The organism is Rhodococcus koreensis (genome assembly GCF_017068375.1).
GTDB lineage: Bacteria > Actinomycetota > Actinomycetes > Mycobacteriales > Mycobacteriaceae > Rhodococcus_F > Rhodococcus_F koreensis.
This window is the reverse complement of the sequence record NZ_CP070609.1, coordinates 1,719,715-1,743,694: the sequence shown is the minus strand read 5'-3', so window position 1 is coordinate 1,743,694 and position 23,980 is coordinate 1,719,715. Positions and strand designations below refer to the sequence as shown.

The following is a 23,980-nucleotide window of genomic DNA, read 5'->3' as shown; positions in this document are numbered from 1 at the left end:
GAGTGCGATCAGGCCGCGAGACTGCGATCGACGGCGTCGAGCAGGCGGTCGGCGTCCGGCAGATGATGCCGTTCCAGCTTCGACGGGGGATACGGGACGTCGAATCCGCCGACCCGCAGGACCGGAGCGTCCAGTTGGTAGAAGCACCGCTCGGAGATGCGGGCCGCGATCTCCGCACCCAGCCCGAGGAATGTCGACGCCTCGTGCGCGATGACGAGTCTCCCGGTCTTGCGAACCGATTCCTCGACGGTGTCGAAGTCGATCGGGGAGAGGGAGCGCAGGTCGATCACCTCGAGGGAGTGCCCCTCGTCGGCGGCGATCGACGCGGCCGACAGGGCCGTCGGCACGACGGAGCCGTACGCGACGATGGTGGCATCCGTGCCCGCCCGGACCACCCGGGCCCGATGCAGCGGCAGGTCCGGTTCGGCGTCCACGTCGAACTCGGCCTTGTCCCAGTACCGCCGCTTCGGTTCGAAGAACACCACCGGATCGTCCGCCGCGACGGACTGCTGAATCATGTGGAACGCGTCCGCCGGGTTGCTGGGGGTGACCACGCGGAGTCCGGCGGTGTGGACGAAGTACGCCTCCGGCGACTCCGAATGGTGCTCGACTGCGCCGATGCCGCCGCCGTACGGGATCCGGATCGTCAGGGGCGCGGTGACCCGGCCCTGCGTGCGGTAGTGAATCTTGGCGACCTGCGACACGATCTGGTCGAACGCAGGGTAGACGAATCCGTCGAACTGGATCTCGCAGACCGGCCGGTAGCCGCGCAGCGCCATCCCGAACGCGGCGCCGACGATTCCCGATTCGGCGAGCGGGGTGTCGATGACCCGGTTGTCGCCGAAGTCCTTCTGCAGAGTGTCGGTGACGCGGAAGACCCCGCCGAGGCGTCCGACGTCCTCGCCCATGATCACGACCTTCCGGTCGTGTTCGAGAGCGCGCCGCAGACCTGCGTTGAGTGCGGCGCCGAGCGACAGCGTGGTGGTGGTCATGACAGTGCCTCCTCGATGCCGGCGAAGCCTGCGAGGTACGCGGCGTACTGCTCGCGTTCCTCGTCGATGAGCGGGTGGTCGGTGGAATAGACGTGGTCGAACAGATCGAGCGGCGCGGGGTCGGGCGCCTCGACGGTCCCCGAGCGCAGTCGCGCGGCAACGGCGTCGGCGGTGGCCTGCACCCGGGCGAGGAAGTCGTCGCCCAGCAGTCCCTCCCGGTCGAGGAGTCGCCTCATCCGGTCGATGGGGTCGCGGGCCTTCCAGATCTCCGTCTCGGCCGCCGCCCGGTACCGGGTGGGGTCGTCCGACGTGGTGTGGGGGCCCATCCGGTACGTGATGGCCTCGATGAACGTCGGTCCACTGCCTTCGCGGGCGCGTTGGGTGGCCTGGCGGGTGACCGCCAGGACCGCGAGAACGTCGTTGCCGTCCACCCGGAGGGCGGGCATGCCGTAACCGGCGGCGCGCTGCGCGATGGGGACGGGACTCTGCAGGTGGACCGGTTCGCTGATCGCGAACTGGTTGTTCTGGCAGAAGAATACGACCGGCGCGTTGAAACTCATCGAGAAGCCGAGGGCCTCCGCGAGGTCGCCCTGACTGGTGGCGCCGTCGCCGAAGTAGGCGATCGTCGCGATCTCCGCACCGTCGAGGTGGGCGCCCATGGCGTACCCGGTGGCGTGCAGCCCCTGCGAGCCGACGACGATCGCCGGATTCGTCACGTTCACGGAACTCGGATCCCAGGCGGAATGCGCGCATCCCCGCCACATGCGGGTCATCACACCCGGGTCCACGCCCCGGCAGTAGGCGACGGCATGTTCGCGGTAGCTGATGAACGCGTAGTCGTCGGGACGGAGGGCGCGGGCGGAGCCGACCTGGGCGGCTTCCTGACCGAGCAGCGGGGCCCAGAGTCCCAGTTCACCCTGGCGTTGCAGAGCGACCGCCTCGACATCCATCCGACGCGCGACGACGAGGTCCTCGTACAGGTCGCGCAGTTGGTCGGGTCCGATGTCGCGGACGAGGCTCGTGTAGTCGGGTCTGAAGACCCGTCGGCCGTCCGGCTGGATGAGCTGGACCGGATAGGCAATCTTGTCGACCATCGGGGTCACCTCGTGTTGTCGAGTCCGTGAACCTTGTGGGTTCGTCGGAGACGGGTACTGCGGTAGGACGGGTGTGTCCTACTTCACAGCATCCACGGGAACGCGAAGTGCGCAAGTGGCACCGGCGACGTCGAGCAGAATGCCCAGTTTCGGGGGTGCGATGGGTGTCATGCTGCGTCTAATGACCAATGCAAACGCCACCGACGCATGGTTGTCGCTGCAATTGTCCGAAACGTCCGATCACCCCGCGAACACGAACCCGATCGAGGCGAGGACGGCGAGCACTGTGAGGTAGACCGCGGGCATCGCGACGGCCCGGGTATCGGGATTGCCGTAGTCGCCGTGTCTGACGTGAAACGCGATAGCGCACAAGAGGAGAATCAGCAGCGCCACCGTCGCGATCACGCCCAGCGGAGTCCAGTAGAGGCCGACGAGAACGCCGATACCGCCGGCGAGTTCCGCCACGCCGATCAGCCGCACCTGCTGCCCGCTCAGGCCCCGGGCCTGCAACCCCGTCCACGCGGTTCCCTTCAGTCTCAGCTTGGGAATGCTCACGGCGACGGCACTCACGGCGAGGAGCACGCCACACACGATGAGGAAAACTTCCACGTCCGTCCCTCCAGTTCCGGCCGATTCGGCCTCACTGTTGCCACCCTAGGGCCGCGACCTGCGGTGCGGACCGGTTCCCTCCGCATCGGGCTTCCGAGCGGTTAGCATCGAGCGCGTGAATGCTGTGGGGCTGAACGAAGATGCCGTTTCTGCGTGGATTGCCGGACTCGGTGTGGGAGCGATCGCGCCGCTGAGCTTCGAGAGGATCGGGAACGGTCAGTCGAATCTCACGTACGCGGTCAGCGACGCGGGTGGCGGACGGTGGGTGCTGCGGCGACCACCGCTCGGACATCTGCTCGCGTCGGCGCACGACGTGGTCCGCGAACACCGGATTCTGTCCTCTCTGCAGGGATCCGACGTTCCGGTGCCGAAGATCCTCGGGCTCACCGAAGATCCGGAGGTCACGGACGCGCCGCTCGTGCTGATGAGTTACGTCGCGGGGGTGGTGATCGACAGTGTCGGCGTGGCGAAGAAGCTGACACCCGAGCAGCGGGGTGCCGTGGGGCTGGCGATGCCGAAGGCGCTCGCGAAGATCCACGCGGTCGATCTCCGGGACGCAGGGCTGGAGGACCTGGCCAGCCACAAACCTTACGCGGCAAGGCAGTTGAAGCGCTGGACGGATCAGTGGGAGAAATCCCGCACCCGCGAGGTCCCGGCCATCGAGGATCTGGCCGGGATCCTCGAGCGCAACATGCCGGAGCAGGCCGAACTGTCGTTGGTGCACGGTGATTTTCACCTGAGCAACGTCATCACCTCGCCGGAGGAGGGCGAGGTGGTCGCGGTGGTCGACTGGGAACTGTGCACGCTGGGAGACCCGCTCGCCGACGTGGGCGCGCTGCTGGCCTACTGGCCCGAGGCAGGCGACGAGGACGCGGGACCGTTCCCCGCCTCCACCCTCGAGGGATTCCCCACCCGGGCCGAACTCGTGGAGGCCTATGTCCACCACACCAAACGCGATGTCACTCATGTCGGGTACTGGCACGTGCTGGCGTTGTGGAAGCTGGCGATCATCGCCGAAGGCGTGCTGCGCCGCGTGATCGACGACCCCCGGAACAAGGCCGAGACCGGTGCGCCCACGGTCGCGCTGATCGACGGGATCATCGCCCGGGCGGTGGCCACCGCCGAGGCCGAGGGCCTGCACTGAACCACCCGGTGGTGCCGGACCCTCAGGGCGTGTCCGGCACCACCAGAACGGTTACGGCGCTGCGAATTTCGTCAGGGATCGGAACCGGCTTGCGGGTCTTCGCGTCCACGTAGACATGAACGAAGCGGCCGAGAGCCGCGAGGTCGAGTGCGTCGCCGTTCTCGCGGAAGATGGCGAGCGCATACACGATGCTCCGGGTGCCCAGCTTCTCGACGGACAATCCCACCTGCAGGCGGTCCGGGAACGTCAGCTCGCTGACGTACCTGCAGGACGTCTCGGCGACCACGCCGATGGCGGGCAGATCCCGGATGTCGGTGCCCGTCGACGCGATCAGCCAGCCGTTGACGGCCGTGTCGAAGTACGAGTAGTACGTGACGTTGTTGACGTGCCCGTAGTGGTCGTTGTCCGCCCAGCGGGTCGGCACCGGCCACAGCGCGGGGAAGTGTGCGGCGGTCGGCATCACGGGGGCGTCGTCGTGTTTCACCGTCCCGACCCTAATGCCACGGATCGTCTGCACCACGCGTCGGGCAGAATCGCGTCCTATGTCTGTGCCCGACAGTGATGTGCGTTCACCGGATTCCGCCGCCCAGCCGATCAGCGCCGGAATCGTCACCGCTCTGGTGGGCTTCACCAGTTCGTTCGCGGTCGTACTCACCGGGCTGACGGCGGTGGGCGCGAACTCCGCCCAGGCCGCGTCGGGACTGCTGGCGCTGTGTGTGACGCAGGCGCTGGGGATGCTGTGGATGTCGCGGCACTACCGCATGCCGATCACCCTCGCGTGGTCGACGCCGGGCGCGGCTCTGCTCGCCGGGGCGGGAACGGTGAGCGGCGGGTGGCCCGCCGCGGTCGGGGCGTTCGCCGTCGTGGGGGCGGCGGTGATCCTCACCGGGCTGTGGCCGCGGCTGGGACGGCTCATCGCGGCCATCCCCCCGGCACTGGCGCAGGCGATGCTCGCGGGAGTACTGCTGCCGCTGTGCCTGGCGCCGGTGCTGGCGTTGCGTGACGCCCCGCTCGCCGTTGCGCCCGTCGTCCTCGTGTGGCTGGTTCTGCAGCGGTATTCGCCGCGGTGGGCGGTCCCGGCCGCGTTCGCGGCTGCCGCGGTGGTGATCGCGGTCGGTCTCGTCTCCGGCAGCGACACCCTCGACACGAGCGCGCTCCTGCCGAGGCTCGACGTCACGGCACCGGCGTGGACGTGGCAGGCGATGGTCGGGATCGCGATCCCGCTGTACATCGTGACGATGGCGTCCCAAAACATTCCCGGCACCGCCGTCATGAATTCCTTCGGATACCGGGTGCCGTGGCGGCCGGCCATGCTGGTGACCGGTGTCGGGACCCTCGTCGGCGCCCCCGCGGGTGGGCACGCCATCAACCTCGCCGCCATCAGCGCCGCCCTCGCCGCCGCGCCGTCCGCGCATCCCGACCCGCGGAAACGCTGGGTCGCGGCGTTCACGGCGGGCTGGGCGTACCTCGTGCTCGCGGTGTGTTCCGCCGCGGTCGCCGCACTCATCGCGGCGGCGCCCGAGGGCGTCGTGGAGGCCGTCGCCGGACTCGCCCTCCTCGGCACCCTCGGCGGCGCTCTGGCCTCCGCCCTCGACGACGTCCGCGAACGGGAAGGCGCCGTCGTCACGTTCCTGATCGCCGCCTCGGGGGTGAGCATCCTCGGCATCGGGTCCGCGTTCTGGGCGCTGGTCGCCGGACTGATCGTGCGGGTCGCGGTGGGTTCGCGGCGATAATGGGCACATGACCACCATCGAGGTAGTGCAGGGTGACATCACGACGGTCGAGGTCGACGCGATCGTCAACGCCGCCAACTCCGGACTGCTCGGCGGCGGTGGCGTGGACGGCGCCATCCACCGGGCCGGTGGCCCCGAGATCCTCGCCGAATGCCGGCAACTGCGGGCCACCACATTGCAGGACGGACTGCCGGCGGGACAGGCGGTCGCGACGACGGCGGGCCGGTTGCCCGCCCGATGGGTGATCCACACGGTCGGCCCCGTCTATTCCGCTTCGGACGATCGGTCGGCCACCCTGCGCAGCGCGTACACCGCGAGCCTGGCGGTGGCCGCCGACCTCGGCGCGCAGTCCGTCGCGTTCCCGCTGATCTCGTCCGGGGTGTACGGCTGGCCCGCGGACGACGCCGTCCGGCAGGCGGTCGGCGCCGTCCGGGACTCGGACTCCGGGATTCCGCGGGTGCTGTTCGTGGCGTTCGACGCACGGATGGCGTCCCTGCTGCGCGGCGAGGTGGGGTGACTGCGCTGAACACCGATCTCGTGTATCTGACAGCAGGACTGGCTCTTCTGCTGGCCGCGACCGTTCCAGGCCTGTTCCAGGACCGTGCCGTCTCGGCGCCGCTGATCGTCCTGGCGGTCGGAGCGGGGGCCGGCCTGTTTCTCGGCAAGTCGGGCACCGACACCCTGTCGCCGGCACTGCATCCCGCTGTGACGGAACACCTGAGCGAAACCTGCGTCATCGTCGCCTTGATGGGTGTGGGACTGGCGATCGACAGGCCACTGGGCTGGCGGACGTGGAATTCGACGTGGCGTCTGCTGCTGATCGCGATGCCCTTCGGTATCGCCGCTGTCGCGCTGCTCGGCTGGTGGGTGGCGGCATTGACCCCCGCCGTCGCGATCCTGCTCGGGGCCGTCCTCGCGCCCACGGACCCGGTTCTGGCGTCCGACGTGCAGGTGGAAGGTCCCACGTCGGGCGGCGAGTCCCATCGGGAGGACGACGAGGTCCGGTTCGCGCTCACCTCGGAGGCCGGGCTCAACGACGCTCTCGCGTTCCCGTTCGTGTATCTGGCACTGTTCATGATCGGCAAGGGGCCGATCGAGCAGTGGATCGTGCAGTGGGTGGCCTGGGAGCTGATCGGCAAGGTCGTGATCGGCGCGGCCCTGGGGTGGATTGCCGGTGACCTGTTCGGTCGCGCGGTCTTCCGCTTCCCGATCGCACACATGCGCCTAGCCGAACGCAGCGAACCCATCTTCGCGCTCGCCGCCACATTCGCCGTCTACGGACTCACCGAACTGGCCGGAGGATACGGGTTTCTCGCCGTCTTCGCCTGTGCCGTCGCCATCCGTCGGACGGAGCGGGCCCACGAGTATCACGCCGAGATGCACAGCCTGATCGAGCAACTCGAACACGTGCTCACCCTCGCCGTCCTGCTCCTGCTGGGCGTGGCACTCACGTCCGGACTGCTGGCCGAACTGACGTGGGGCGGGGTTCTCGTCGCGGCGGCCCTCGTGTTCGTCATCCGGCCGGTGGTGGCATGGCTTTCGCTGCTGGGCTGCGAGGAGATGTCCGGCCCCGAGCGCCGGGTCACCGCATTCTTCGGGGTTCGCGGAATCGGGTCGATCTACTATCTCGCCTACGCCGCCGCGGAGGCCGGCGTGGAGAACGAGAAATGGTTGTGGTCGACGGTGGCCTTCACGGTCGTCCTCTCCGTCCTCGTCCACGGGGTGAGCGCGACGCGCGTGATGCGCCTGCTCGATCTTCGTCGGGAAGGCGGTGCAGTCGCGGACCGATAGCGTCGCGACTGCACCGCCCGACCAGCGTGTTGCGGTGGTGCGATCCTTCACTCGTTGCGCACGGCGGAGGTGCGCGCCGTGTCTGCGGGATGCCCCGTGTCTGCCGGGTGCGCCGTGTCCTCGGCGCGGTGGACGGCGACGGGAGGCGCCGCCGACACCACCGACGGCGTGGGCCGGTTGCCCGCCTTGATCTCGTTGAACAGGATGTTCAGTAGCACCGCGACGATGCTCGCCGCGCTGATTCCCGAGTCGAAGACGATGTGCACCCACTCCGGGAAGGCCGAGTAGAACTCGGGCACCGCGATCGGGATGACGCCGAATCCGAGGGCCACCGCGACGATCACCAGGTTCAGGTTGCCGTCGTACGACACCTTGGACAGGGTGCGGATTCCGCTCGCGGCCACCGAGCCGAAGAGCACGATCCCGGCGCCGCCGAGGACGGGCAGCGGCACGGACGCCACCAGCCGACCGAGGATGGGGAACAGCCCGAGAGCGAACAGGACCGAACCGCCGGCCGCGACGACGTACCGGCTCTTGATCCCGGTGATCGCGACGAGTCCGACGTTCTGGGCGAACGCGCTGGCCGGGAACGTCCCGAACACCGGCGCCACGGTGGTGGCGAGCATGTCGGCGCGGAGTCCGTCGCCGACCCGGCGAGCATCTACCTTCGTCCCCACGATCTCGCCGACCGCGAGGATGTCCGCCGTCGTCTCGGTCATGATCACCAGGATCACGACGGTCATCGAGATGATCGCGCCGATCTGGAACAGCGGGGTGCCGAACGAGAACACCTGCGGCAGTTCGAAGATCGCGCCCTTCCCGACCGCACTGAAGTCGGCCTTGCCGATCAGGGCGGCGAACAGGGTGCCTACCACGATGCCGATCAGGATGGACAACCGCGACAGGGTGCCCTGGACCAGTCGGCTCACCAGCAACACGACGAACAGGCTGAACCCGGCGAGTCCGATGTTGGACATCGATCCCCAGTCCGGGGCCTTGGCGTTGCCGCCCATCGCCCACCGCACCGCGACCGGCAGGAGGGAGATGCCGATGACCGTGATGATCGACCCGGTGACGACGGGTGGGAAGTAGCGGACGATCTTGCAGAAGAAGGGGCTGATCAGCAACCCGATGACGCCTGCGACCATGATGGCCCCGAACACGGAGCGCAGCCCGCCCGGACCGGCGGCCACCGCCACCATCGTCGACACCGAGGCGAAGGAAATGCCCTGCACCAGGGGGAGTTTGGCGCCGAAGAAGGGAACGCCGAGGGTCTGCAGCAAGGTGGCGGCGCCGCTGACGAACAAGGCCGCCGACACCAGCAGGCCGATCTCGACGCCGGTCAGTCCGGCGGCGCCGCCGACGATCAGGGGAGGCGCGATCACGCCGCCGTACATGGTCAGGATGTGCTGCAACCCGTAGATGTACGACTTTCCGAGCGGCAAACGCTCGTCTTCGGGTCCGGTCGTTCCGGCGACCCGATGTCCGATCCGCTTCATCGCCGCGCTCCTAGCAGAATCCGGGAACGGAATCCCAGGCGCGGCCGGCGTCGGGCGCGCCCTCACGCTCGACGGTCGCCTCGATCAACCCGTAGGGGCGGTCGGCGGCGAAGAACACCTCGCCGGGGTTGTCGAGTCCGAACGGTTCCAGGTCGACCAGGAAATGGTGCTTGTTCGGCATCGAGAACTTCACCTCGGCGATCTCCGGATGCGCCTCGAGGACCGCCGAACCCATCTGGAACAGCGACTGCTGCAGCGCGAGCGAATGGGTTGTGGCGAACGCCTCCAACATGATTGCGCGCACGTTCTCGAACGTCTTGTCGAAGTCGACGTCGGTGGTGAGGTACCGCCATCGGGCGCTCACCGACGTCGCGAGGATCCGGTCGGACGTCTCCTGCAGGGTCGTGTACCTGTCCTTCGGGTATCCGCGGAACTCCGAACCCGTCGACTTCAACACCACCATGTTGCTGAGACCGGACACGATCCACGTCCGGTCGCCGTCGACGGTGACCACGGTGTTCCGTCGTTCGTCGCTGGATCGGACGAAGGAGTGGTCGTGGCCCTCGCCGTCGACCGGGATCCGAGCCCACGAGTACTGCTCGATCTCCCACCGCCCGCCGGTGATCCACTCGAACTCGCCGGTGAAGTGCTTCCCGAGTCGCATCGCGAACGACTCGATCGCGCCGACGCCGTCGCGAGCGAACGCGTACACCGTGTTCTTCTGGGTGTCCGTGGCCACGACGTGCGCGTTGTCGCCTTCGGTGTGTACCGCGTCGAGGTCTCCGCGCAGTTGCGAAGTGACGGTGACGTCTTCGATCTCGTGTCGCTTTGTGTCCCGGGTGATCTTGACCAACCGGACTTCCGCCTTGCCGTACTGGTTCTGGCCGAGCACGATCTTGCTCATGATTAGCTCCCTCGGTAGGTCGAGTATGCGAATGGACTGAGAAGGACAGGTACGTGGTAGTGCTGTTCGCTGTCGGTGAGGGCGAACGTGATGGTGATGTCGGGGTAGAACGTCGGACGTCCCTTCGCGGCGAAGTAGCGTCCGGTGTCGAACACGATCCGGTAGGTGCCCGGCTCGAGACGGGCAGGTCCCAGAGCTGCGGCGCGCCCGTCGTCGTCGGTGACGGCGTCGGCGACGGTGACCCAGGCGGACTCTCTCAGGACCGCCAGCGTGACCGGCACCTCCCGCGCGGGCATGCCTTCGGCCGCGTCCAGCACGTGGGTGGTGACCTGGCTGACGTCGCTCATGCGTCCAGCATCCCGGCGAGCCGGAGTGCGGCGATGTCGCGCAGTTCCTCTGCGACAACGGCCAATTCGCCGGCCTCGTCGTTGACCAGCCTGCGGTCGAGGGCGGTGAGGACGTCGGACGTGCTGCGCCCGGCGGCGCGGATCAGGAAGACCCGTCCGAACTTGTCCTCGTAGGCACGGTTGCCGTCGGTGAGCCGCTTCCTGGCGGCAGCGTCGGACGAATCGACGTTCGACTGTTCCGAGCGGGCCAGGTGCGCCTCGGCGCCGTCGCCGCCCGGGGGTTCACCGATTCGGGGGTGGCGGGCGAGGGCCAGTTCAATCTCCTCCGCGGAGAGCGGGCCGGCCCCCGTCCTGGCCGCGGTGAGCAACGAGGCGCGATCGGGGTACGGCCGGGCGGAGACGAGTTCGTCTGCCCACCGGGGGATGTCCAGGCAGATCCGCGCCCATTCCGTCGCCTCGGACTGTGACGCCTCGTTGAATCGTTGGAGTCCTGCATCGAAAACCATGCGACCCTTCTTCCACAATGCGAAATAATGATTCCGTATAGAGAAGCGTGACAGGGGTCACAATTCGTGTCAAGACCCAAAATTGAATTAATCCAGATTCGGACATGGGTGGGGTTTACGGCCGACCGGGGGAGTGACGGGTCCCGGGTGCGGTGGTGGGGGAACCACCTGCGATGAGAAAACGTTGTCGGGCAACAGCTCACGGACAACGGGACGCGGTACGGCGGGACCTACTCCTCGCCGTCGGCGTGGTGATTGAAAAGACGGGGCAACACGAACCACAGCGTCGCGAACATCAGCGCGGCCGCCACGCCGATCACGATCGCGCCCGGACCGCCCACTGCCACTTCGGCAATCAGGATCACGGTGCCGGTCATGGCGGCGGCCAGAAATCCGATACCCCACAGCGCGAACAGGTTGGCCTTGCGCAGGATGTCGGCCCGGCGGCCCTGACGGAACAGCACGCGATGCCAGACCGCCGGGGCGATGAGGAGCGCCGAGGACACCGTCGTCAGGAGCACCGTGACGAGGTGCAGCATGCGGAGGCCGAACGACTGCTCCTCGTACGCCTCGGTGAAGGCGACCGCCAGGAGGAAGGCGAACAGGATCTGCACACCGGCCTGCGCGACACGGAGTTCCTGCAGCAGCTCGCTGAAATTGCGGGCGAGCCGCTGCGCGGGTGTCTCGGCGGTGCTCACCTCACGACCGTGAATACTCGGAGGCCCTGCGGATCTCTTCGGGAGACGGGCGCACGCCGGTGTAGAGGACGAACTGTTCCGCGGCCTGCAGCGCGATCACCTCGGCGCCCGTGATGACGGTCTTGTGGCGTTCGGCCGCAGCCCGGATCAGTGGCGTTGCGGCGGGCATCGCCACCACGTCGAATACGGCCTCCGCCGCGTCGATCGCGTCGAGTTCGAATGCCAGATCCTCGGCCTCGGGACCACCGGCCATTCCGATGGGGGTGGCATTGATCAGCAGCCCCGGTCGCGCCGCGCCCAGTTCGGGCTGCCAAGCGAATCCGTACTGCTTCGCGACGGCGCCGCCGGTCGTCTCGTTGCGGGCGATCACGGTGACGTCGGTGAACCCGTAGTCGCGCACGGCGGCGACGACGGCCTTGGCCATGCCGCCGCTCCCGGCCACCGCCACCGAGAGCGAGTGGGGCAACGCGTTGTCGCGCAACAGGTTCGCGATGGCCTGGTAGTCGGTGTTGTAGGCGTGCAACGCCCCGTCCTCGTTGACGACCGTGTTGACGGACTCGATGACCGACGCCGATTCGTGCATCACGTCGACGTAGTCGATGATCTGCTCCTTGAACGGCATGGAGACACCGGCGCCGCGGATCCCCAGCGCCCGGATGCCGCCGACCGCAGCCTGGAGGTCGTTGGTGGTGAAGGCTTTGTACACGAAATTGAGGCCCAGCTCGCCGTACAGATAATTGTGAAACCGGGTGCCGATGTTGCTCGGCCGGCCGGAGAGCGAGATGCAGAGAAGAGTGTCTTTGTCGAGCTGGTTCATCCGGTAAATACTAGTGGTGGGCTCCCATCCGTGCGCGTTCTCAGCTCCGAATACACGGTGACGACCGCAAAGGAGCAAGGCTGCGATGACTACCACGATCGGTGACCGGCACGAGGCGGCGCGGACGCCACGGAGACGGCGGCACCTGTTCTCGCGCGCGCTCGCCGGAGTGATCGCCGCCGGCATGGTACTCGGAGTGGGCGAACTGCTGGCGGCGCTGATCGACCCGAATGCGTCGCCGTTCTACGCGGTCGGATCGACGACGGTGGACCGCAGCCCCGCCTGGGCCCGCGAGTTCGCGATACACACGTTCGGCACCAACGACAAACCCGCGTTGTTCGTGGGCATGACGATCCTCATCGTGCTCCTCGCCGCAGTCGCGGGGATCGTCGAGCGCCCCCGCGCCCCGTTCGGCAGCGCAATCCTCGCGGTGCTCGGGCTGGTGGGAATCGTGGCCGCGACCCAGCGTCCCGGCGCCACCTGGATGTATGCGCTGCCGACAGTGGTGGGCGTCGTCGCCGGTATCGCGGTCCTGCGGGTGCTGACGGCCACCGCGCGGGCTCCCGAGAACTCGGATTCCGAGGATTCGTGGTTGCCGCGCCGCACTTTTCTCCTGTTGGCGGCGGGAGCCGCCGCGACGGCCGCGGCCGCGGGAGCCGCGGGCCGGTACCTCGGGCAGCAGGTCGCGGGCGCCGTGGACAACCGCCGCGCCTTCGCGGTTCCCGGGGTGACGGACCGGGCGGCCGCGATCGTTCCGGGCACCGACATCGGCGTGCCGGGCGGCACCCCGTTCGTCACGTCGAACGAGGACTTCTACCGGATCGACACCGCCCTCCGGGTGCCGCGGCTGACGACGGACGACTGGCAACTGCGCATCCACGGCATGGTGGACCGCGAACTCACCCTCTCGTGGGACGACCTGATCGCACGCACACCCGTGGAACGGCTGATCACGTTGACGTGCGTGTCGAACGAGGTCGGCGGAAACCTCGCAGGCAACGCCACGTGGATCGGCTACCCCATCAAGGACATCCTCGACGAGGCAGGCGTGCACCCCGACGCCGACATGCTGCTCTCCACGAGCAGCGACCACTTCACGGCGGGCACCCCGGTCGCGGCGCTGCGGGACGGACGCGACGCGATTCTCGCGGTGGCGATGAACGGTCAGCCGCTGCCGTTCGAACACGGTTACCCCGTGCGGCAGGTCGTCCCCGGTCTCTACGGCTACGTGTCGGCCACCAAATGGGTGGTGGAGTGGGAACTCACACGATTCGACAAGGCCGAGGCCTACTGGACGAAGCGCGGATGGTCCGCGGAAGGTCCGATCAAGACCGCATCCCGGATCGACGTGCCAGCCCCGTTCGCACCCACCGCGCCCGGCCCGGTACTCGTCGCCGGAACCGCATGGGCGCAGCACCGCGGCATCGAGAAGGTGGAGGTACGGGTCGACAACGGAGCATGGCAGACCGCGACCCTCGCCCCGCAGTACAGCATCGACACCTGGCGGCAGTGGACGTGGGAGTGGGAGGCCGCGTCCGGCCTGCACACACTTCAGGTGCGCGCCACCGATCTGGACGGCAACGTGCAGGTGGAGGAGCGGACGCCGCCGGTCCCGAGCGGCGCCACCGGCTGGCACACCCGGTCGTTCACCGTGGCCTGAGGCGCCGGGACGATCACGGACACCGCTCCGCCACCTCGGCGAGCGCGTCGCGGTCCGCCTGCGTCACCGGAAGTCCGTACTCCACCGCCACCGAGAGGTACTTGCCCGCGTAGAAGCAGCGGTACGCCGGGTTCGGTGGCAGCCAGTCCTGCGGGGTCTGGTCGCCCTTGTCCTGATTGTCGGCGCCGTTGACGGCCAGCAGGTTGAACGTGACGTCGTTGGCGAACCGGAGCCGGCGCTCGGGCGGCCACGTCGACGCGCCCATGTCCCACGCCGCTGCCAGCGGGTAGACGTGGTATCCGGTACTAGGAGTGTTGTGCCGTTCACATCATCGACATGGGTGTAGTTCATTGGCCATCCTCGTCACTGGTACGCGTATCGGACATTGGCATGCGATGCCGACGACATCGCTGACACACCGGACGGCAATCCCGAGACCGAGGCGTTGAGCGCGTTAGCGTGGTCACGTCGAAGGAGACCAGATGGCGTCCACTCAACGTGTGATGACCGGTGGAGAGACGACGTGGACGGTGGTGTCCGATTCCCACACACTCGTCGAACCGATCGAGCAGTATCTGGAATTCGCTCGTCAATCGGAGTTCTCTCCCAAACACCATCAAAACGTACGCGCGTGGTCTAGCGCTCTGGTGGTCCTACCTGGAGAAGTCCGATCGGCAGTGGGATACGGTCCAGCTCAGCGACTTCGGCCATTTCCTGATGGCCGTGCGCACCGGCCAGTTCGACCCGTTCGTCCGGCAACTTCATCCGGAAGCGACTGTCACAGAAGCGACCGTGGCGATCCGCATACGACCGGTGATGAGCTTCTACCGATACCATGCCGCGTTCGGCGTCGATGCCGCATCGTTCCTCTACGAGCACGTGCGATCACGACCGGCTAGGTATATGCCGATTCTCGAACATATTGCTCGTCGAAATGCTCAGCGACGGACAGCTATCCGCGTGAGACTCCGAAACCGGCAGACTCCACTGCTGGAGCCGGACTCCATCGATGCCCTGATCGCAGCCGAGGCATCTTGCGCGCCGACCGGCGACTGGTCAGGAGATCTGCGGTACCGATTTCTCTGGACCTTGCTGGCCGAGACCGGCATGCGAATCGGTGAAGCACTCTCACTTCAGCATCGAGACTGGAACACCAGCCGTGGAGACACGGCATCGGTTGCCATCGTGCCACGACCACACCCCCACGGACTGATACCGAAATCCGGCTACCGCAAGGTCTTCGTCGGCAGCCGCCTCGACCGCCTCTACGGCGATTTCGTGTGGTGGCTCTGCGAGCACGGCGCAGACGGTGTAATCGACGACTGGGACAGTGGATACATCTTTTGCAACACCCGACGCGAACCGCTCTACGCACCGCTGCGCGGCGAAAGTGTGTATGCGCACCTGCGGGCGATGAAACGGAAGGTGCCGCAGCTACCGGAGGCGATGACGCCGCATTGGTTCCGTCATTCCCACGCCACCGCACTGCTGCTCGCGGGAACACCTCTGCATGTGGTCAGCAGGCGCCTTGGGCACCGAGACGTGCAAACCACGATCAACAGGTATGGGCACGTCACCGAGGACGCTGAGCTGGAAGCGCTGGCGAACTGGCGCGACGTCGTATCGGGATGGGAGACGAAAACCGATGTCCCGTAGCCCAAGACGCGAGCCCAGGCCAGAACCTAAACGTCTCGAAGGCCGCGACCTGCGGCTGCCTGTCTCGGAGATGTTCGACCCCCTTCGGGCACGGCAGCTGTGGGATTCACTGCCCGAGCCATGCCGCAGCGATCATTTCGACAAGAAGAACATGCCCGACATCTACGCCCCCGCGGTCGCCGAGCGCAGTGTGGGAGGAGGACCATGGACGTCGGTAGCCCTGAACTTTCGCTCGCTGCCGGAACCGATGACCTGGGAGCTGGCCTGGCTGATCCACCGGGAGGTGGAATTGGGCAGAATTATCCACCCGACGCACTTCAACGCCACCACAGGAATCCTGCGCGCCGCTACTGGCTATGGCGGGAAGACTGCCCGGTCAGCGGAGTCATTGCTGCACCTCACCCCCGAACAGTGGCTGAGAGAGGCGCAGCGGGCGCAGTTGCGCGGCCTGCAGCGCGGGACCAGCAACGACAGCAAGGCTCTCCACCGTTTGCGTCGCCTGCAGGACATTCTCGTCTACCCCTACCATCAGGGCCCGTGGTGGCAGCTGAACCTGTGGAATCCACAACTCGACCCCCGCGTTCCCCAGCGTGAACACGAACCGATGAGCCACCACACCGCCAACTTCAGTCGACTGAGCAGTGACTGGCTCCGTGAGGGAGCCAAACTATGGCTCTCGGAGAACCTCGAGAACGGCCGCTACAGCTGGAGCACGATCAAATCGCGTCTCGACGCACTCAAATGGCTTCAACGCCATCTCGACACGGTCGGCGACGCCGGCCCCACCCTGACCAGCGACCCCTCCGCTTTCCGGCCGTTCGTGCGGGGATTCTGCGAGATGCTACGCACGCACACCGTCACCACCGGAAAGAACAAGAACCAGCTCCTGGGCAAGAATCCGCGCCGAAACATCATGACCGCAATCGAGCAGTTCTACCAATGGATGTTTGACCATCGCGACGAAGCGTCCCACACGCTGGGCCAACCCGAATGGCGGCTGCTGCGCCCCGAGCACTGCGTGTTGTTCCGGCCCGAAGACAAACCACGCCTGACCAACAAGCGACACGACGATGACATGGTCCTCGAAGACGCGGTGGTCACCAGAATCGCCGCCGGCGCCGAACTGCTCGCGAAGCCACGCACCGAGGGTGGCCTCGGTGACATTCAGGCCTTTCACATATTGATGCTCCTCATTCGCACCGGACGCCGAGTCAACGAGATCCTCATGATGGACTTTGACCCCTTGATCCCACTCCAGAGGACATCGAAGTCGCCTCCCGACACGGTCGACAGCGCAGACTTCGTGGCCCGCCTGCGCTACCAACAGACGAAGATCGAATCCGCACACCCCGCCTCGATCCCGGTCGACGCCGAAATCGTCACCGTCATCAGGGCTCAACAACAGGTCGCGCGAGAGCACATGGCGCGAGTCGGCAGACCAGATCAGACCCCCAGATACCTTTTCCTGAGACGTATTCAGAACCGCAACGGCACCGCGTCCTACCCGATGCCCACGTTGCATACGCACCTGGCCGCACTCGCGGATCGCTTGGCGATCACCGACAGTGCCGGACACCCGGTAATGATCAGTAAGACACACCGCTTCCGACACACGGCCGCCACCAACCTGCTCAACGCGGGCGTTCCATTGCACGTGGTGATGAGATACTTCGGACACGTCAGCCCGGAAATGACCATGCATTATGCGGTGACGCTGTCGGAAACCCAGGAGCGTGAATTCCTGCGCTACAAGAAGGTCACCAGCGACGGCCGAACCCCGGGGATCGACACCTCGGATCTCTACGACTTCCTCAAGCTCGACAGCCGGGCCGATCGCGTTCTGCCGAACGGTTGGTGCACCCTCCCACCGAGGCAATCCTGCGACAAGGGAAACGCGTGCTTGACCTGCCCGAAGTTCGTCACTGATGCCACCCACGCCGCCGAACTCTCCCGGCAACTCGAGGAAACCCAGCGGCTCATCGAGATCCGCAAGGAGACATTTGCGGCCCGCTACGGAACGCAGATGAGCGAGGACAACGTCTGGCTACAAGGCCGCACCGACGAGGTCACCTCACTCAACCAGATCCTGCTCGCGATCACCGACACCGCCGACCAACACGGAATCCGCGGCGCCGGAGTCCGAGACCAGACCGCCTGATAGGAGTCGACATGTCCGAACACCTCCAGCGAGCCGCGCGCCTCCGACACGACCAGGCCATGGCACGCGCCACCGACGCACTCCGCGAGCTCTCCGCCGCGGGCCAGCAAATCACCTTCGTGAGTGTCGCCCGCAGGGCCCATCTCTCGACCGACTTCCTCTACAAGCACAGCGACCTCCGCCGAAAGATCGAAGACCTTCGCACCTCGACCGGTCACCGCAGCACGGGCCCCGACGCAGCACCCGACGAGCAACCGACCACATCCTCCGCAGTCCGCGCACTGGCCACCCAGCTGAAGGAAATCCGCAGCCGCCACCACGCAGAAGTGCTAGCGCTCCGCCAAGCCCTCGCCGCCGCCCACGGCGAGAATCTCACACTCCGCCGCGAAATAGCCCAGCTCAGACCGCTCTAACTACACGGCGGTCATACGGCCCCCATCGGCCAGGGCAATGCCTCGATGCCGCGCTTACCTACGACCGGTTCCGGCGTCATCGGCATGTCGATGACACTATGACCTGGGCTTATTCGGGGATATATCGTCGAAGTGACGGATACGACGTGGTCGATCTGGACGGCTTTCGCGTCCGCCCGGTCGAACGGGAGCACCTCACCGGAGTACGGATCGGCGAGGACCCCGCTGAGCACTACGCAGTCGCGGGTGCCGTCGCGGAAGATCACCGAGCGGAGATCGATCGCCAGAACGTTGTTGCGGGTGTCGCACCCGTCGTGGCCGCCCGCGGCGTCCTGGTCGTCGGTCCAGGCCGGTCCGAAGACGCACAGCTCCCGGCCGGAACACCCGCGCTGGTATCCGCCGGGGTGCGGACGGGATTCGACCGTGGCGACCCGCCCGAGCAACTCCTCGATGTGCGCGCGCGGCGGGCTGCCCGGTGCGGGACTGTCGCCCAGGTCGAGCAGCGACACTCCGCAGCCACCGGCCGACAGGATCACGGCCAGCCACGCCGTCACGTACAGAAGTCTCATGCGTCCCCCGGCGCTCGAAAACTCTTCCCCTACCGTCCAGGAGTATGCACCGGGCCCCCGACAGGTCAGCTGAAGGGCAGGCGCACCGCGGCGATCGACGACACGTGCGTGCCGTCGTGACCGATGACCCAGGAACCGCCGCTCTGCCGGCATTCGGCCAGCAGGTCGAGCGTGCGCAGGAGGAAGAAGATCGCCTCGCTGGCGACGGGGGTGACCGCAAGCCGGTGCGCCTCACCGTGTTTCATTCCGTCGAGCCACACACCCGACTGCCCGTCCAGGCGAATGGTGACGATGTGGGTGGCATCGACGAAGGCGTACTTCCGTTGCTCCCACGGGGTGGTGAGCGCGTACCCCTGTTCGAGAACCTGGATCAGGATGCTCATGGCCGACTCCCGAGAGTTTCCGGCAGCTACGTCTCTCCAGCATCTACCTCGGGCCGGGTGAAAGCCAGACCCGCTAACCGAACTCGATCACGACCTTGCCGCTCGTGTGACCGGATTCGACCGTCGCGAGAGCGTCACCGGCGTGCGCGAACGGGAACCGGTGGGCCACCCGCGGGTCGAGGGTTCCGTCGGCCACCAGCGCGGCCACCTCCGCGAACACCGCGGACGTGCGGCGCCGTTCCACTCCCGAGCCGCCGAGATCCCGTGCCGCGAGTGGGTCGCCGACACTGATGATCGCCGCCGGATCCGTCACCACCCGCGCCGCCTCGGCCAGCGCGGCACCGCCGACGAGATCGAAGACGGCGTCCACCGGGCCGGGCACCCGTTCGGCGAGTCCGTCCCCGGACGCCACCCACGTGGCGCCGAGCGATTCGACGACCTCCCGTTTGCCCTCGCTCGCGACCCCGATCACGGTGACGTCCCGGGCCGCGGCCAACTGCAGCGCCGCCACCCCCACGCCACCGCCCGCACCGACGACGAGCAATCGGCTGCCGGGAGCCAGGTCCAGGGTCGTCAGCGCGTCGTACGCGGTCCCCGCCGCGACGGGTAGCGTGGCCGCGTCGGCGAACGAGACCGCGTCGGGCCTGTGTGCCGCTGCGGCCGTGTTGACCAGGGTGTACTCGGTGTATCCGCCGAAACCGGTGGCGGTCGCCCCGAACACGGCGTCGCCGACCGCGAACCCGGTCACCCGGGGGCCGACGTCGGCCACCACACCCGCGACCTCCCGGCCGAGAACCGCGGGAAGGGTGACCGGGACCGTGTCCTTCCGCGTTCCCGCCCGCACCTTCCAATCGGCGGGATTCACGCCTGCCGCGTGGACGGCGACCAGCAGCTGTCCGGGGCCGGGGGAGGGAACGGGGACGTCGAAGAACTGCTGCGTCTCGGGGCCGCCATATTCGCTGAAGCCGTATGCCATGCTCACGCCCACAGTCCTATCACGAACTTCGTGCCCGGATCCGGGCACGAAGTAGGCCCGCCGAACGGAGTCGGCGGGCCTACTTCGTGAGAACTCAGGAGCCGAACAGGCTACCCAGGGAGCCTGTGCCTCCGCCGCCTCCTCCGCCGCCCATCAACGGTCCGAGGACCTGGATGAGTTGAACGAGAACCTGCAACATCTGTGTCGCGTCCATTGTGTCTTCCTCCGATCACTGCGATCTACCAACGGCAGCGATCCCGGTCGATACCGGCGTGGACAGCCGCCACCTCGTTCATCGGTGGAATCTCGTCGAGGGTTACAGCCGCCGAGCAGGGATTTCTCCGACTGTCGGTTGTGCCTGATTGGATGGGTGCATGCTGCACGGCCTCTGGACACCCGGTTCGGGTCTCATGCTGTGGGTCGAGGACCGGAATCCGGCCGCCGCGGAGCCGACCGACGCGGTCGGGCGGGTGCTCGCCCGGAAGTTCCGCCATCACGTGAAGGTGCCGATGCCGACGCCGTCGGGTCCGGAGATGCTCGAGTGGGCGGCGGTCGCCCTCGCGCCGCCGGACGCGACCGACTTCCTGCTGTCGGTGTCGGCCCGCGACCCCCGGATCGCCGGGGATCTGCGCTACCTCGCCCACGTGGCGCGCGGCGTCGAGCGCTGGGTGCGTGCGGGACGCGTGGTGCCGGAGGTGCATCGGGCGGAGGGCGGATGGTGGCCGCGATGGCGGCTCCTCGGCGGCGAACGGCAGCGTGCGTGGCTCACGGAACTGTCGGTCGCGATGCCCCCGGTGCAGCGCCACGGAACCACCCCGCGGGCGGTGCTCGACGACATGGTGACCGAGTTGACCGACCCCGTTGCCCGGCGGGTCCTGGGCGGCAGGCACCCGGACGATTCCGGCACCGCACCGGAGCATCCGCTGATCGACGCGCTGGTTCGGGGTGAGGACTTCGCCGAGGGCACCGCCCAGCTGGCGGGTTCCCTCGACGGGTGGCGGGACAGCCTGAAGGTGGACGAACCCGAACTGGTGCTGCGACTGCTCGAGCCGGAAGACGTGGACGTGGAGGGCGATTGGGACCCGGACACGGTGTTGTGGCGGCTACAGGTGTGCCTGCGCCCGGAAGGTGAAGCGCCGGTGCCGATTCCGCTGCACCGGACGGAGGCGAGCCGCCTGCAGACCGGTGTTCGCAAACTGACCGAGGCCGTCGCCGCCTACCCGCGGCTGCAGGACGTCCCGAGCGACCCCGACAGTCTCGACCTGATGCTGCCCACCGCGGTGGTCATCGACCTCGTCGGGCACGGTGCGGTGGCGTTGAAGGAGAAGGGCATCAGCCTGCTGCTGCCGCGGGCCTGGAGTGTGGCGTCGCCGTCGATGCGACTGCGGGTGAGCTCGCCCAGCACCCCGGCGAGCGCGGAGAACCGGTCCGTCGGCAAAGACCAGTTGGTGCAGTACAACTGGGAACTGGCACTCGGCGACACGGTGCTCACCGCCGCGGAGATGAACCGGCTGGTCAATGCGAAGAGCGATCTCGTGCGGCTGCGCGGTGAGTGGGTCCGGGCCGATCAGGACGTGCTCTCCCGCGCCGCGCGGTACGTCGCGGAGCGGCACGGCAGCGGCGACCGCGCCATCGTGGACCTGCTGAAAGATTTGATCGCGGACGATCTGTCCGATCTCCCCGTCGAGGAGGTCACCGCCACCGGCTGGGCGGCCGCGCTGCTCGACGGCGACATCAAGCCGCAGGACGTGCCGACCCCGGACGGGTTGGACGCCACGCTGCGGCCGTACCAGAAGCGGGGGCTCGACTGGCTGGTGTTCATGAGCCGCCTCGGGCTCGGGGCGGTCCTGGCCGACGACATGGGTCTCGGCAAGACGCTGCAGTTGCTCGCCCTGCTCGCACACGAGAACGCCGCCACGCCCACCCTGCTGGTGTGCCCGATGTCGGTGGTCGGCAACTGGCAGCGTGAGGCGGCACGCTTCGTTCCCTCGCTGCGGGTGCTGGTGCACCACGGTCCGCAGCGGCTGAGCGGTGACGACCTCGCCGCCGCCGTGACACAGAGCGACCTGGTGATCACCACGTACGCGCTGCTCGCCCGCGACGTCGCGCAGCTGAAGGAGCAGGACTGGCGGCGGGTGGTGCTGGACGAGGCGCAGCACATCAAGAACGCGAAGACCGGGCAGGCGCGGGCGGCCCGCAGCATTCCGGCGGAGCATCGGGTCGCGTTGACGGGCACTCCGGTCGAGAATCGGCTGGACGAACTGCGCTCGATCCTCGATTTCGCGAATTCGGGCATCCTGGGTTCGGAGGCGATGTTCCGCAAGCGTTTCGTTGTGCCGATCGAGCGGGAGCAGGACGAGACGGCCGTCGCCCGGCTCCGCGCCGTCACGTCCCCGTTCGTGCTGCGCCGCGTCAAGACCGATCCCGCCGTCATCGCCGACCTCCCGGACAAGTTCGAGATGACCGTCCGCGCCAACCTCACCGCCGAGCAGGCCGCGCTGTACCGGGCGGTGGTCGACGACATGATGGCGCAGATCAAGGACAAGAAGGGGATGAAGCGCAAGGGCGCCGTCCTCGCCGCCCTGACCAAACTCAAACAGGTGTGCAACCATCCGGCGCATTTCCTGCGCGACGGGTCGGCGGTGATGCGGCGCGGACAGCACCGCTCCGGCAAGCTGGGGCTCGTCGAGGACATCCTCGACTCCGTCGTGGCAGACGGCGAGAAGGCGTTGCTGTTCACCCAGTTCCGTGAATTCGGTGATCTCGTCACCCCGTACCTCGCCGAACGTTTCGGTACCCCCGTACCGTTTCTGCACGGGGGTGTTCCGAAGCAGAAACGCGACGACATGGTGGCCTCGTTCCAGAGCGACGACGGGCCGCCGATCATGATGCTGTCGCTGAAGGCCGGCGGAACAGGGCTGAACCTCACCGCGGCCAATCACGTCGTCCACCTCGACCGGTGGTGGAACCCGGCCGTCGAGAACCAGGCCACGGACCGCGCGTTCCGGATCGGCCAGCGGCGGGACGTGCAGGTGCGCAAGCTCGTGTGCGTCGGCACCCTGGAGGAGCGGATCGACGCGATGATCGCCACCAAACAGGAGTTGGCGGATCTCGCCGTCGGGACGGGCGAGAACTGGGTGACGGAGATGAGCACCGAACAGCTGGGCGAACTGCTGCGGCTCGGCGACGAGGCGGTGGGCGAATGACGAATCGGCGCCCCGGACCGTACTTCGGTCAGTACGGCCGGCGACGACCCGTGACGGGCGGGCTGGAGGCACGGTCCCAGCGGGGATCGTTCGGCCGCACGTGGTGGGGTCGCGAATTCGTCGACATCATCGAATTCGTCGCCGACAAGGGCCGGATGAGCCGCGGTCGGAGTTACGCGCGCAGCGGTCAGGTGATCTCGCTCGAGATCGCAGGCGGAATGGTGACGGGGGAGGTTCAGGGCAGTCAACTCCAGCCGTTCGTCGCGACCGTCTCGATCGATCGCCTCGACGAGTCGGAGATCGCCGAACTGGTCGCGGTGGTCCGCAGGCAACCGGGCAGCCTGGCGATGCTGGCGGGCGGCGGGGTTCCGGAGGTTCTCGGCCCCCTGTTGCTGCCCGCCGGGGCGTCCGCGCTGAACTACGACTGCACCTGCCCGGACGACGGGTGGCCGTGCAAGCATGCGGCGGCGGTCGCGTACCTCGCCACCGAGCGCATCGACGAGAACCCGCTCGAGATCCTGACGTTGCGCGGCGTCGATCTGGACATGCTGATCGAGGGCGTCGGGGGCGACTCCTCCGAATCCGATGTCGACGACTGGTTCGGGGACGAGTCCTCGTTGCCCGGACTGCCCGACGCCGACTTCCGGGCAGCGATCGACGACCTCGACCCGCTCCTGCTGCGGAAGGCGATCCGCTCGGTCAGTGAGGACGAGCGTGCGGTGGACGCCGCGATCCGGGAGCTGAAAGCGCTGTACCAGCACTTCCGCTGACCGTGCGATGATGAATGACGCGGAAGCTCGCCTCGTTTCGCGACCGGGAGCTGGT

At 67.5% G+C, this 23,980-nt stretch carries 22 protein-coding genes and 2 pseudogenes; 10 read left to right on the top strand and 14 right to left on the bottom strand.

Annotation, left to right across the window (positions count from 1 at the left end; genetic code table 11):
• Positions 1-8: 8 nt before the first annotated feature.
• From JWS14_RS08100 to JWS14_RS08090, 3 genes are all read right to left on the bottom strand, one after another.
• A complete protein-coding gene (locus JWS14_RS08100; protein WP_206012829.1) occupies positions 9-992 on the bottom strand; it encodes an alpha-ketoacid dehydrogenase subunit beta in 984 nt (327 codons plus the stop codon).
• Complete coding sequence (gene pdhA / locus JWS14_RS08095) at positions 989-2,086, bottom strand: pyruvate dehydrogenase (acetyl-transferring) E1 component subunit alpha (protein ID WP_072945967.1); 1,098 nt, start codon at positions 2,084-2,086, stop codon at positions 989-991. Before pdhA ends, JWS14_RS08100 begins: the two co-directional genes overlap by 4 nt.
• 240 nt (positions 2,087-2,326) lie before the next feature.
• Positions 2,327-2,695, bottom strand: coding sequence for a DoxX family protein (locus tag JWS14_RS08090; RefSeq protein ID WP_206012828.1), 369 nt, complete (start codon positions 2,693-2,695; stop codon positions 2,327-2,329).
• 115 nt (positions 2,696-2,810) lie between these two features.
• Between JWS14_RS08090 and JWS14_RS08085 the strand changes: the two genes are divergently transcribed.
• Positions 2,811-3,839, top strand: coding sequence for a phosphotransferase family protein (locus JWS14_RS08085; protein WP_072945972.1), 1,029 nt, complete (start codon positions 2,811-2,813; stop codon positions 3,837-3,839).
• Positions 3,840-3,861: 22 nt separating this feature from the next.
• Here the strand turns inward: JWS14_RS08085 and JWS14_RS08080 are convergent, their stop codons facing one another.
• Positions 3,862-4,299, bottom strand: a complete 438-nt coding sequence (locus JWS14_RS08080) for an acyl-CoA thioesterase (RefSeq protein WP_072946165.1) — start codon at positions 4,297-4,299, stop codon at positions 3,862-3,864.
• Positions 4,300-4,381: 82 nt separating this feature from the next.
• On the opposite strand from JWS14_RS08080, the gene JWS14_RS08075 reads away from it, so the two are divergent.
• The 3 genes from JWS14_RS08075 to JWS14_RS08065 are packed head-to-tail and all read left to right on the top strand — an operon-like array spanning position 4,382 to position 7,363.
• Complete coding sequence (locus JWS14_RS08075) at positions 4,382-5,572, top strand: benzoate/H(+) symporter BenE family transporter (protein ID WP_095865754.1); 1,191 nt, start codon at positions 4,382-4,384, stop codon at positions 5,570-5,572.
• Between the two features lie 7 nt (positions 5,573-5,579).
• Complete coding sequence (locus JWS14_RS08070; protein ID WP_095865753.1) at positions 5,580-6,089, top strand: O-acetyl-ADP-ribose deacetylase; 510 nt, start codon at positions 5,580-5,582, stop codon at positions 6,087-6,089.
• The gene (locus JWS14_RS08065; protein WP_206012827.1) at positions 6,086-7,363 is read left to right on the top strand and encodes a cation:proton antiporter; all 1,278 of its coding nucleotides are present in this window, start codon (positions 6,086-6,088) and stop codon (positions 7,361-7,363) included. The genes JWS14_RS08070 and JWS14_RS08065 overlap by 4 nt, the downstream gene beginning before the upstream one ends.
• A gap of 47 nt (positions 7,364-7,410) precedes the next feature.
• Here the strand turns inward: JWS14_RS08065 and JWS14_RS08060 are convergent, their stop codons facing one another.
• The 6 genes from JWS14_RS08060 to JWS14_RS08035 form a co-directional block, all read right to left on the bottom strand.
• Positions 7,411-8,862 (bottom strand): nucleobase:cation symporter-2 family protein, encoded by a 1,452-nt coding sequence (locus JWS14_RS08060; RefSeq protein WP_095865751.1) that lies wholly within the window; start codon positions 8,860-8,862, stop codon positions 7,411-7,413.
• A 10-nt stretch (positions 8,863-8,872) separates the two neighbouring features.
• Positions 8,873-9,766: a factor-independent urate hydroxylase gene (gene pucL / locus JWS14_RS08055; protein ID WP_095865750.1), complete on the bottom strand. Its 894-nt coding sequence runs from the start codon at positions 9,764-9,766 to the stop codon at positions 8,873-8,875.
• Positions 9,767-9,768: 2 nt separating this feature from the next.
• A complete protein-coding gene (gene uraH / locus JWS14_RS08050; protein WP_072946167.1) occupies positions 9,769-10,113 on the bottom strand; it encodes a hydroxyisourate hydrolase in 345 nt (114 codons plus the stop codon).
• Positions 10,110-10,619 (bottom strand): 2-oxo-4-hydroxy-4-carboxy-5-ureidoimidazoline decarboxylase, encoded by a 510-nt coding sequence (gene uraD / locus JWS14_RS08045; protein WP_206012826.1) that lies wholly within the window; start codon positions 10,617-10,619, stop codon positions 10,110-10,112. Before uraD ends, uraH begins: the two co-directional genes overlap by 4 nt.
• Before the next feature lie 230 nt (positions 10,620-10,849).
• Positions 10,850-11,317: a DUF6328 family protein gene (locus tag JWS14_RS08040; RefSeq protein WP_072945984.1), complete on the bottom strand. Its 468-nt coding sequence runs from the start codon at positions 11,315-11,317 to the stop codon at positions 10,850-10,852.
• Between the two features lies 1 nt (position 11,318).
• Complete coding sequence (locus JWS14_RS08035) at positions 11,319-12,134, bottom strand: shikimate 5-dehydrogenase (RefSeq protein WP_206012825.1); 816 nt, start codon at positions 12,132-12,134, stop codon at positions 11,319-11,321.
• Between the two features lie 85 nt (positions 12,135-12,219).
• Between JWS14_RS08035 and JWS14_RS08030 the strand changes: the two genes are divergently transcribed.
• A complete protein-coding gene (locus JWS14_RS08030; protein WP_206012824.1) occupies positions 12,220-13,794 on the top strand; it encodes a molybdopterin-dependent oxidoreductase in 1,575 nt (524 codons plus the stop codon).
• A gap of 13 nt (positions 13,795-13,807) precedes the next feature.
• Here the strand turns inward: JWS14_RS08030 and JWS14_RS08025 are convergent.
• Positions 13,808-14,089: pseudogene (locus JWS14_RS08025) on the bottom strand (HNH endonuclease family protein); the annotation flags it as partial.
• A 422-nt stretch (positions 14,090-14,511) separates the two neighbouring features.
• On the opposite strand from JWS14_RS08025, the gene JWS14_RS08020 reads away from it, so the two are divergent.
• From JWS14_RS08020 to JWS14_RS08010, 3 genes are all read left to right on the top strand, one after another.
• The gene (locus JWS14_RS08020; protein ID WP_206012823.1) at positions 14,512-15,450 is read left to right on the top strand and encodes a tyrosine-type recombinase/integrase; all 939 of its coding nucleotides are present in this window, start codon (positions 14,512-14,514) and stop codon (positions 15,448-15,450) included.
• Positions 15,451-15,520: 70 nt separating this feature from the next.
• Positions 15,521-17,608 carry a tyrosine-type recombinase/integrase gene (locus JWS14_RS08015; protein ID WP_181450652.1) on the top strand — a complete coding sequence of 696 codons (2,088 nt, stop codon included), beginning with the start codon at positions 15,521-15,523 and terminating at the stop codon, positions 17,606-17,608.
• An 11-nt stretch (positions 17,609-17,619) separates the two neighbouring features.
• On the top strand, positions 17,620-18,021 hold the full coding sequence (locus JWS14_RS08010) for a DUF6262 family protein (RefSeq protein WP_061042815.1): 402 nt from the start codon (positions 17,620-17,622) through the stop codon (positions 18,019-18,021).
• Positions 18,022-18,164: 143 nt separating this feature from the next.
• Here the strand turns inward: JWS14_RS08010 and JWS14_RS08005 are convergent.
• The 3 genes and pseudogenes from JWS14_RS08005 to JWS14_RS07995 form a co-directional block, all read right to left on the bottom strand.
• Positions 18,165-18,590, bottom strand: a pseudogene (locus JWS14_RS08005) (deoxyribonuclease); the annotation flags it as partial.
• Between the two features lie 65 nt (positions 18,591-18,655).
• Positions 18,656-18,973: a hypothetical protein gene (locus JWS14_RS08000; protein ID WP_012688484.1), complete on the bottom strand. Its 318-nt coding sequence runs from the start codon at positions 18,971-18,973 to the stop codon at positions 18,656-18,658.
• Positions 18,974-19,046: 73 nt separating this feature from the next.
• Positions 19,047-19,949, bottom strand: coding sequence for an NADP-dependent oxidoreductase (locus JWS14_RS07995; RefSeq protein WP_206015938.1), 903 nt, complete (start codon positions 19,947-19,949; stop codon positions 19,047-19,049).
• Positions 19,950-20,323: 374 nt separating this feature from the next.
• Here JWS14_RS07995 and JWS14_RS07990 point away from each other — a divergent pair, with 374 nt between their 5' ends.
• Together JWS14_RS07990 and JWS14_RS07985 are read left to right on the top strand one after the other, a co-directional pair.
• Positions 20,324-23,155 (top strand): DEAD/DEAH box helicase, encoded by a 2,832-nt coding sequence (locus JWS14_RS07990; RefSeq protein WP_206012822.1) that lies wholly within the window; start codon positions 20,324-20,326, stop codon positions 23,153-23,155.
• Complete coding sequence (locus JWS14_RS07985; protein WP_072945990.1) at positions 23,152-23,925, top strand: SWIM zinc finger family protein; 774 nt, start codon at positions 23,152-23,154, stop codon at positions 23,923-23,925. Before JWS14_RS07990 ends, JWS14_RS07985 begins: the two co-directional genes overlap by 4 nt.
• Positions 23,926-23,980: the final 55 nt, after the last annotated feature.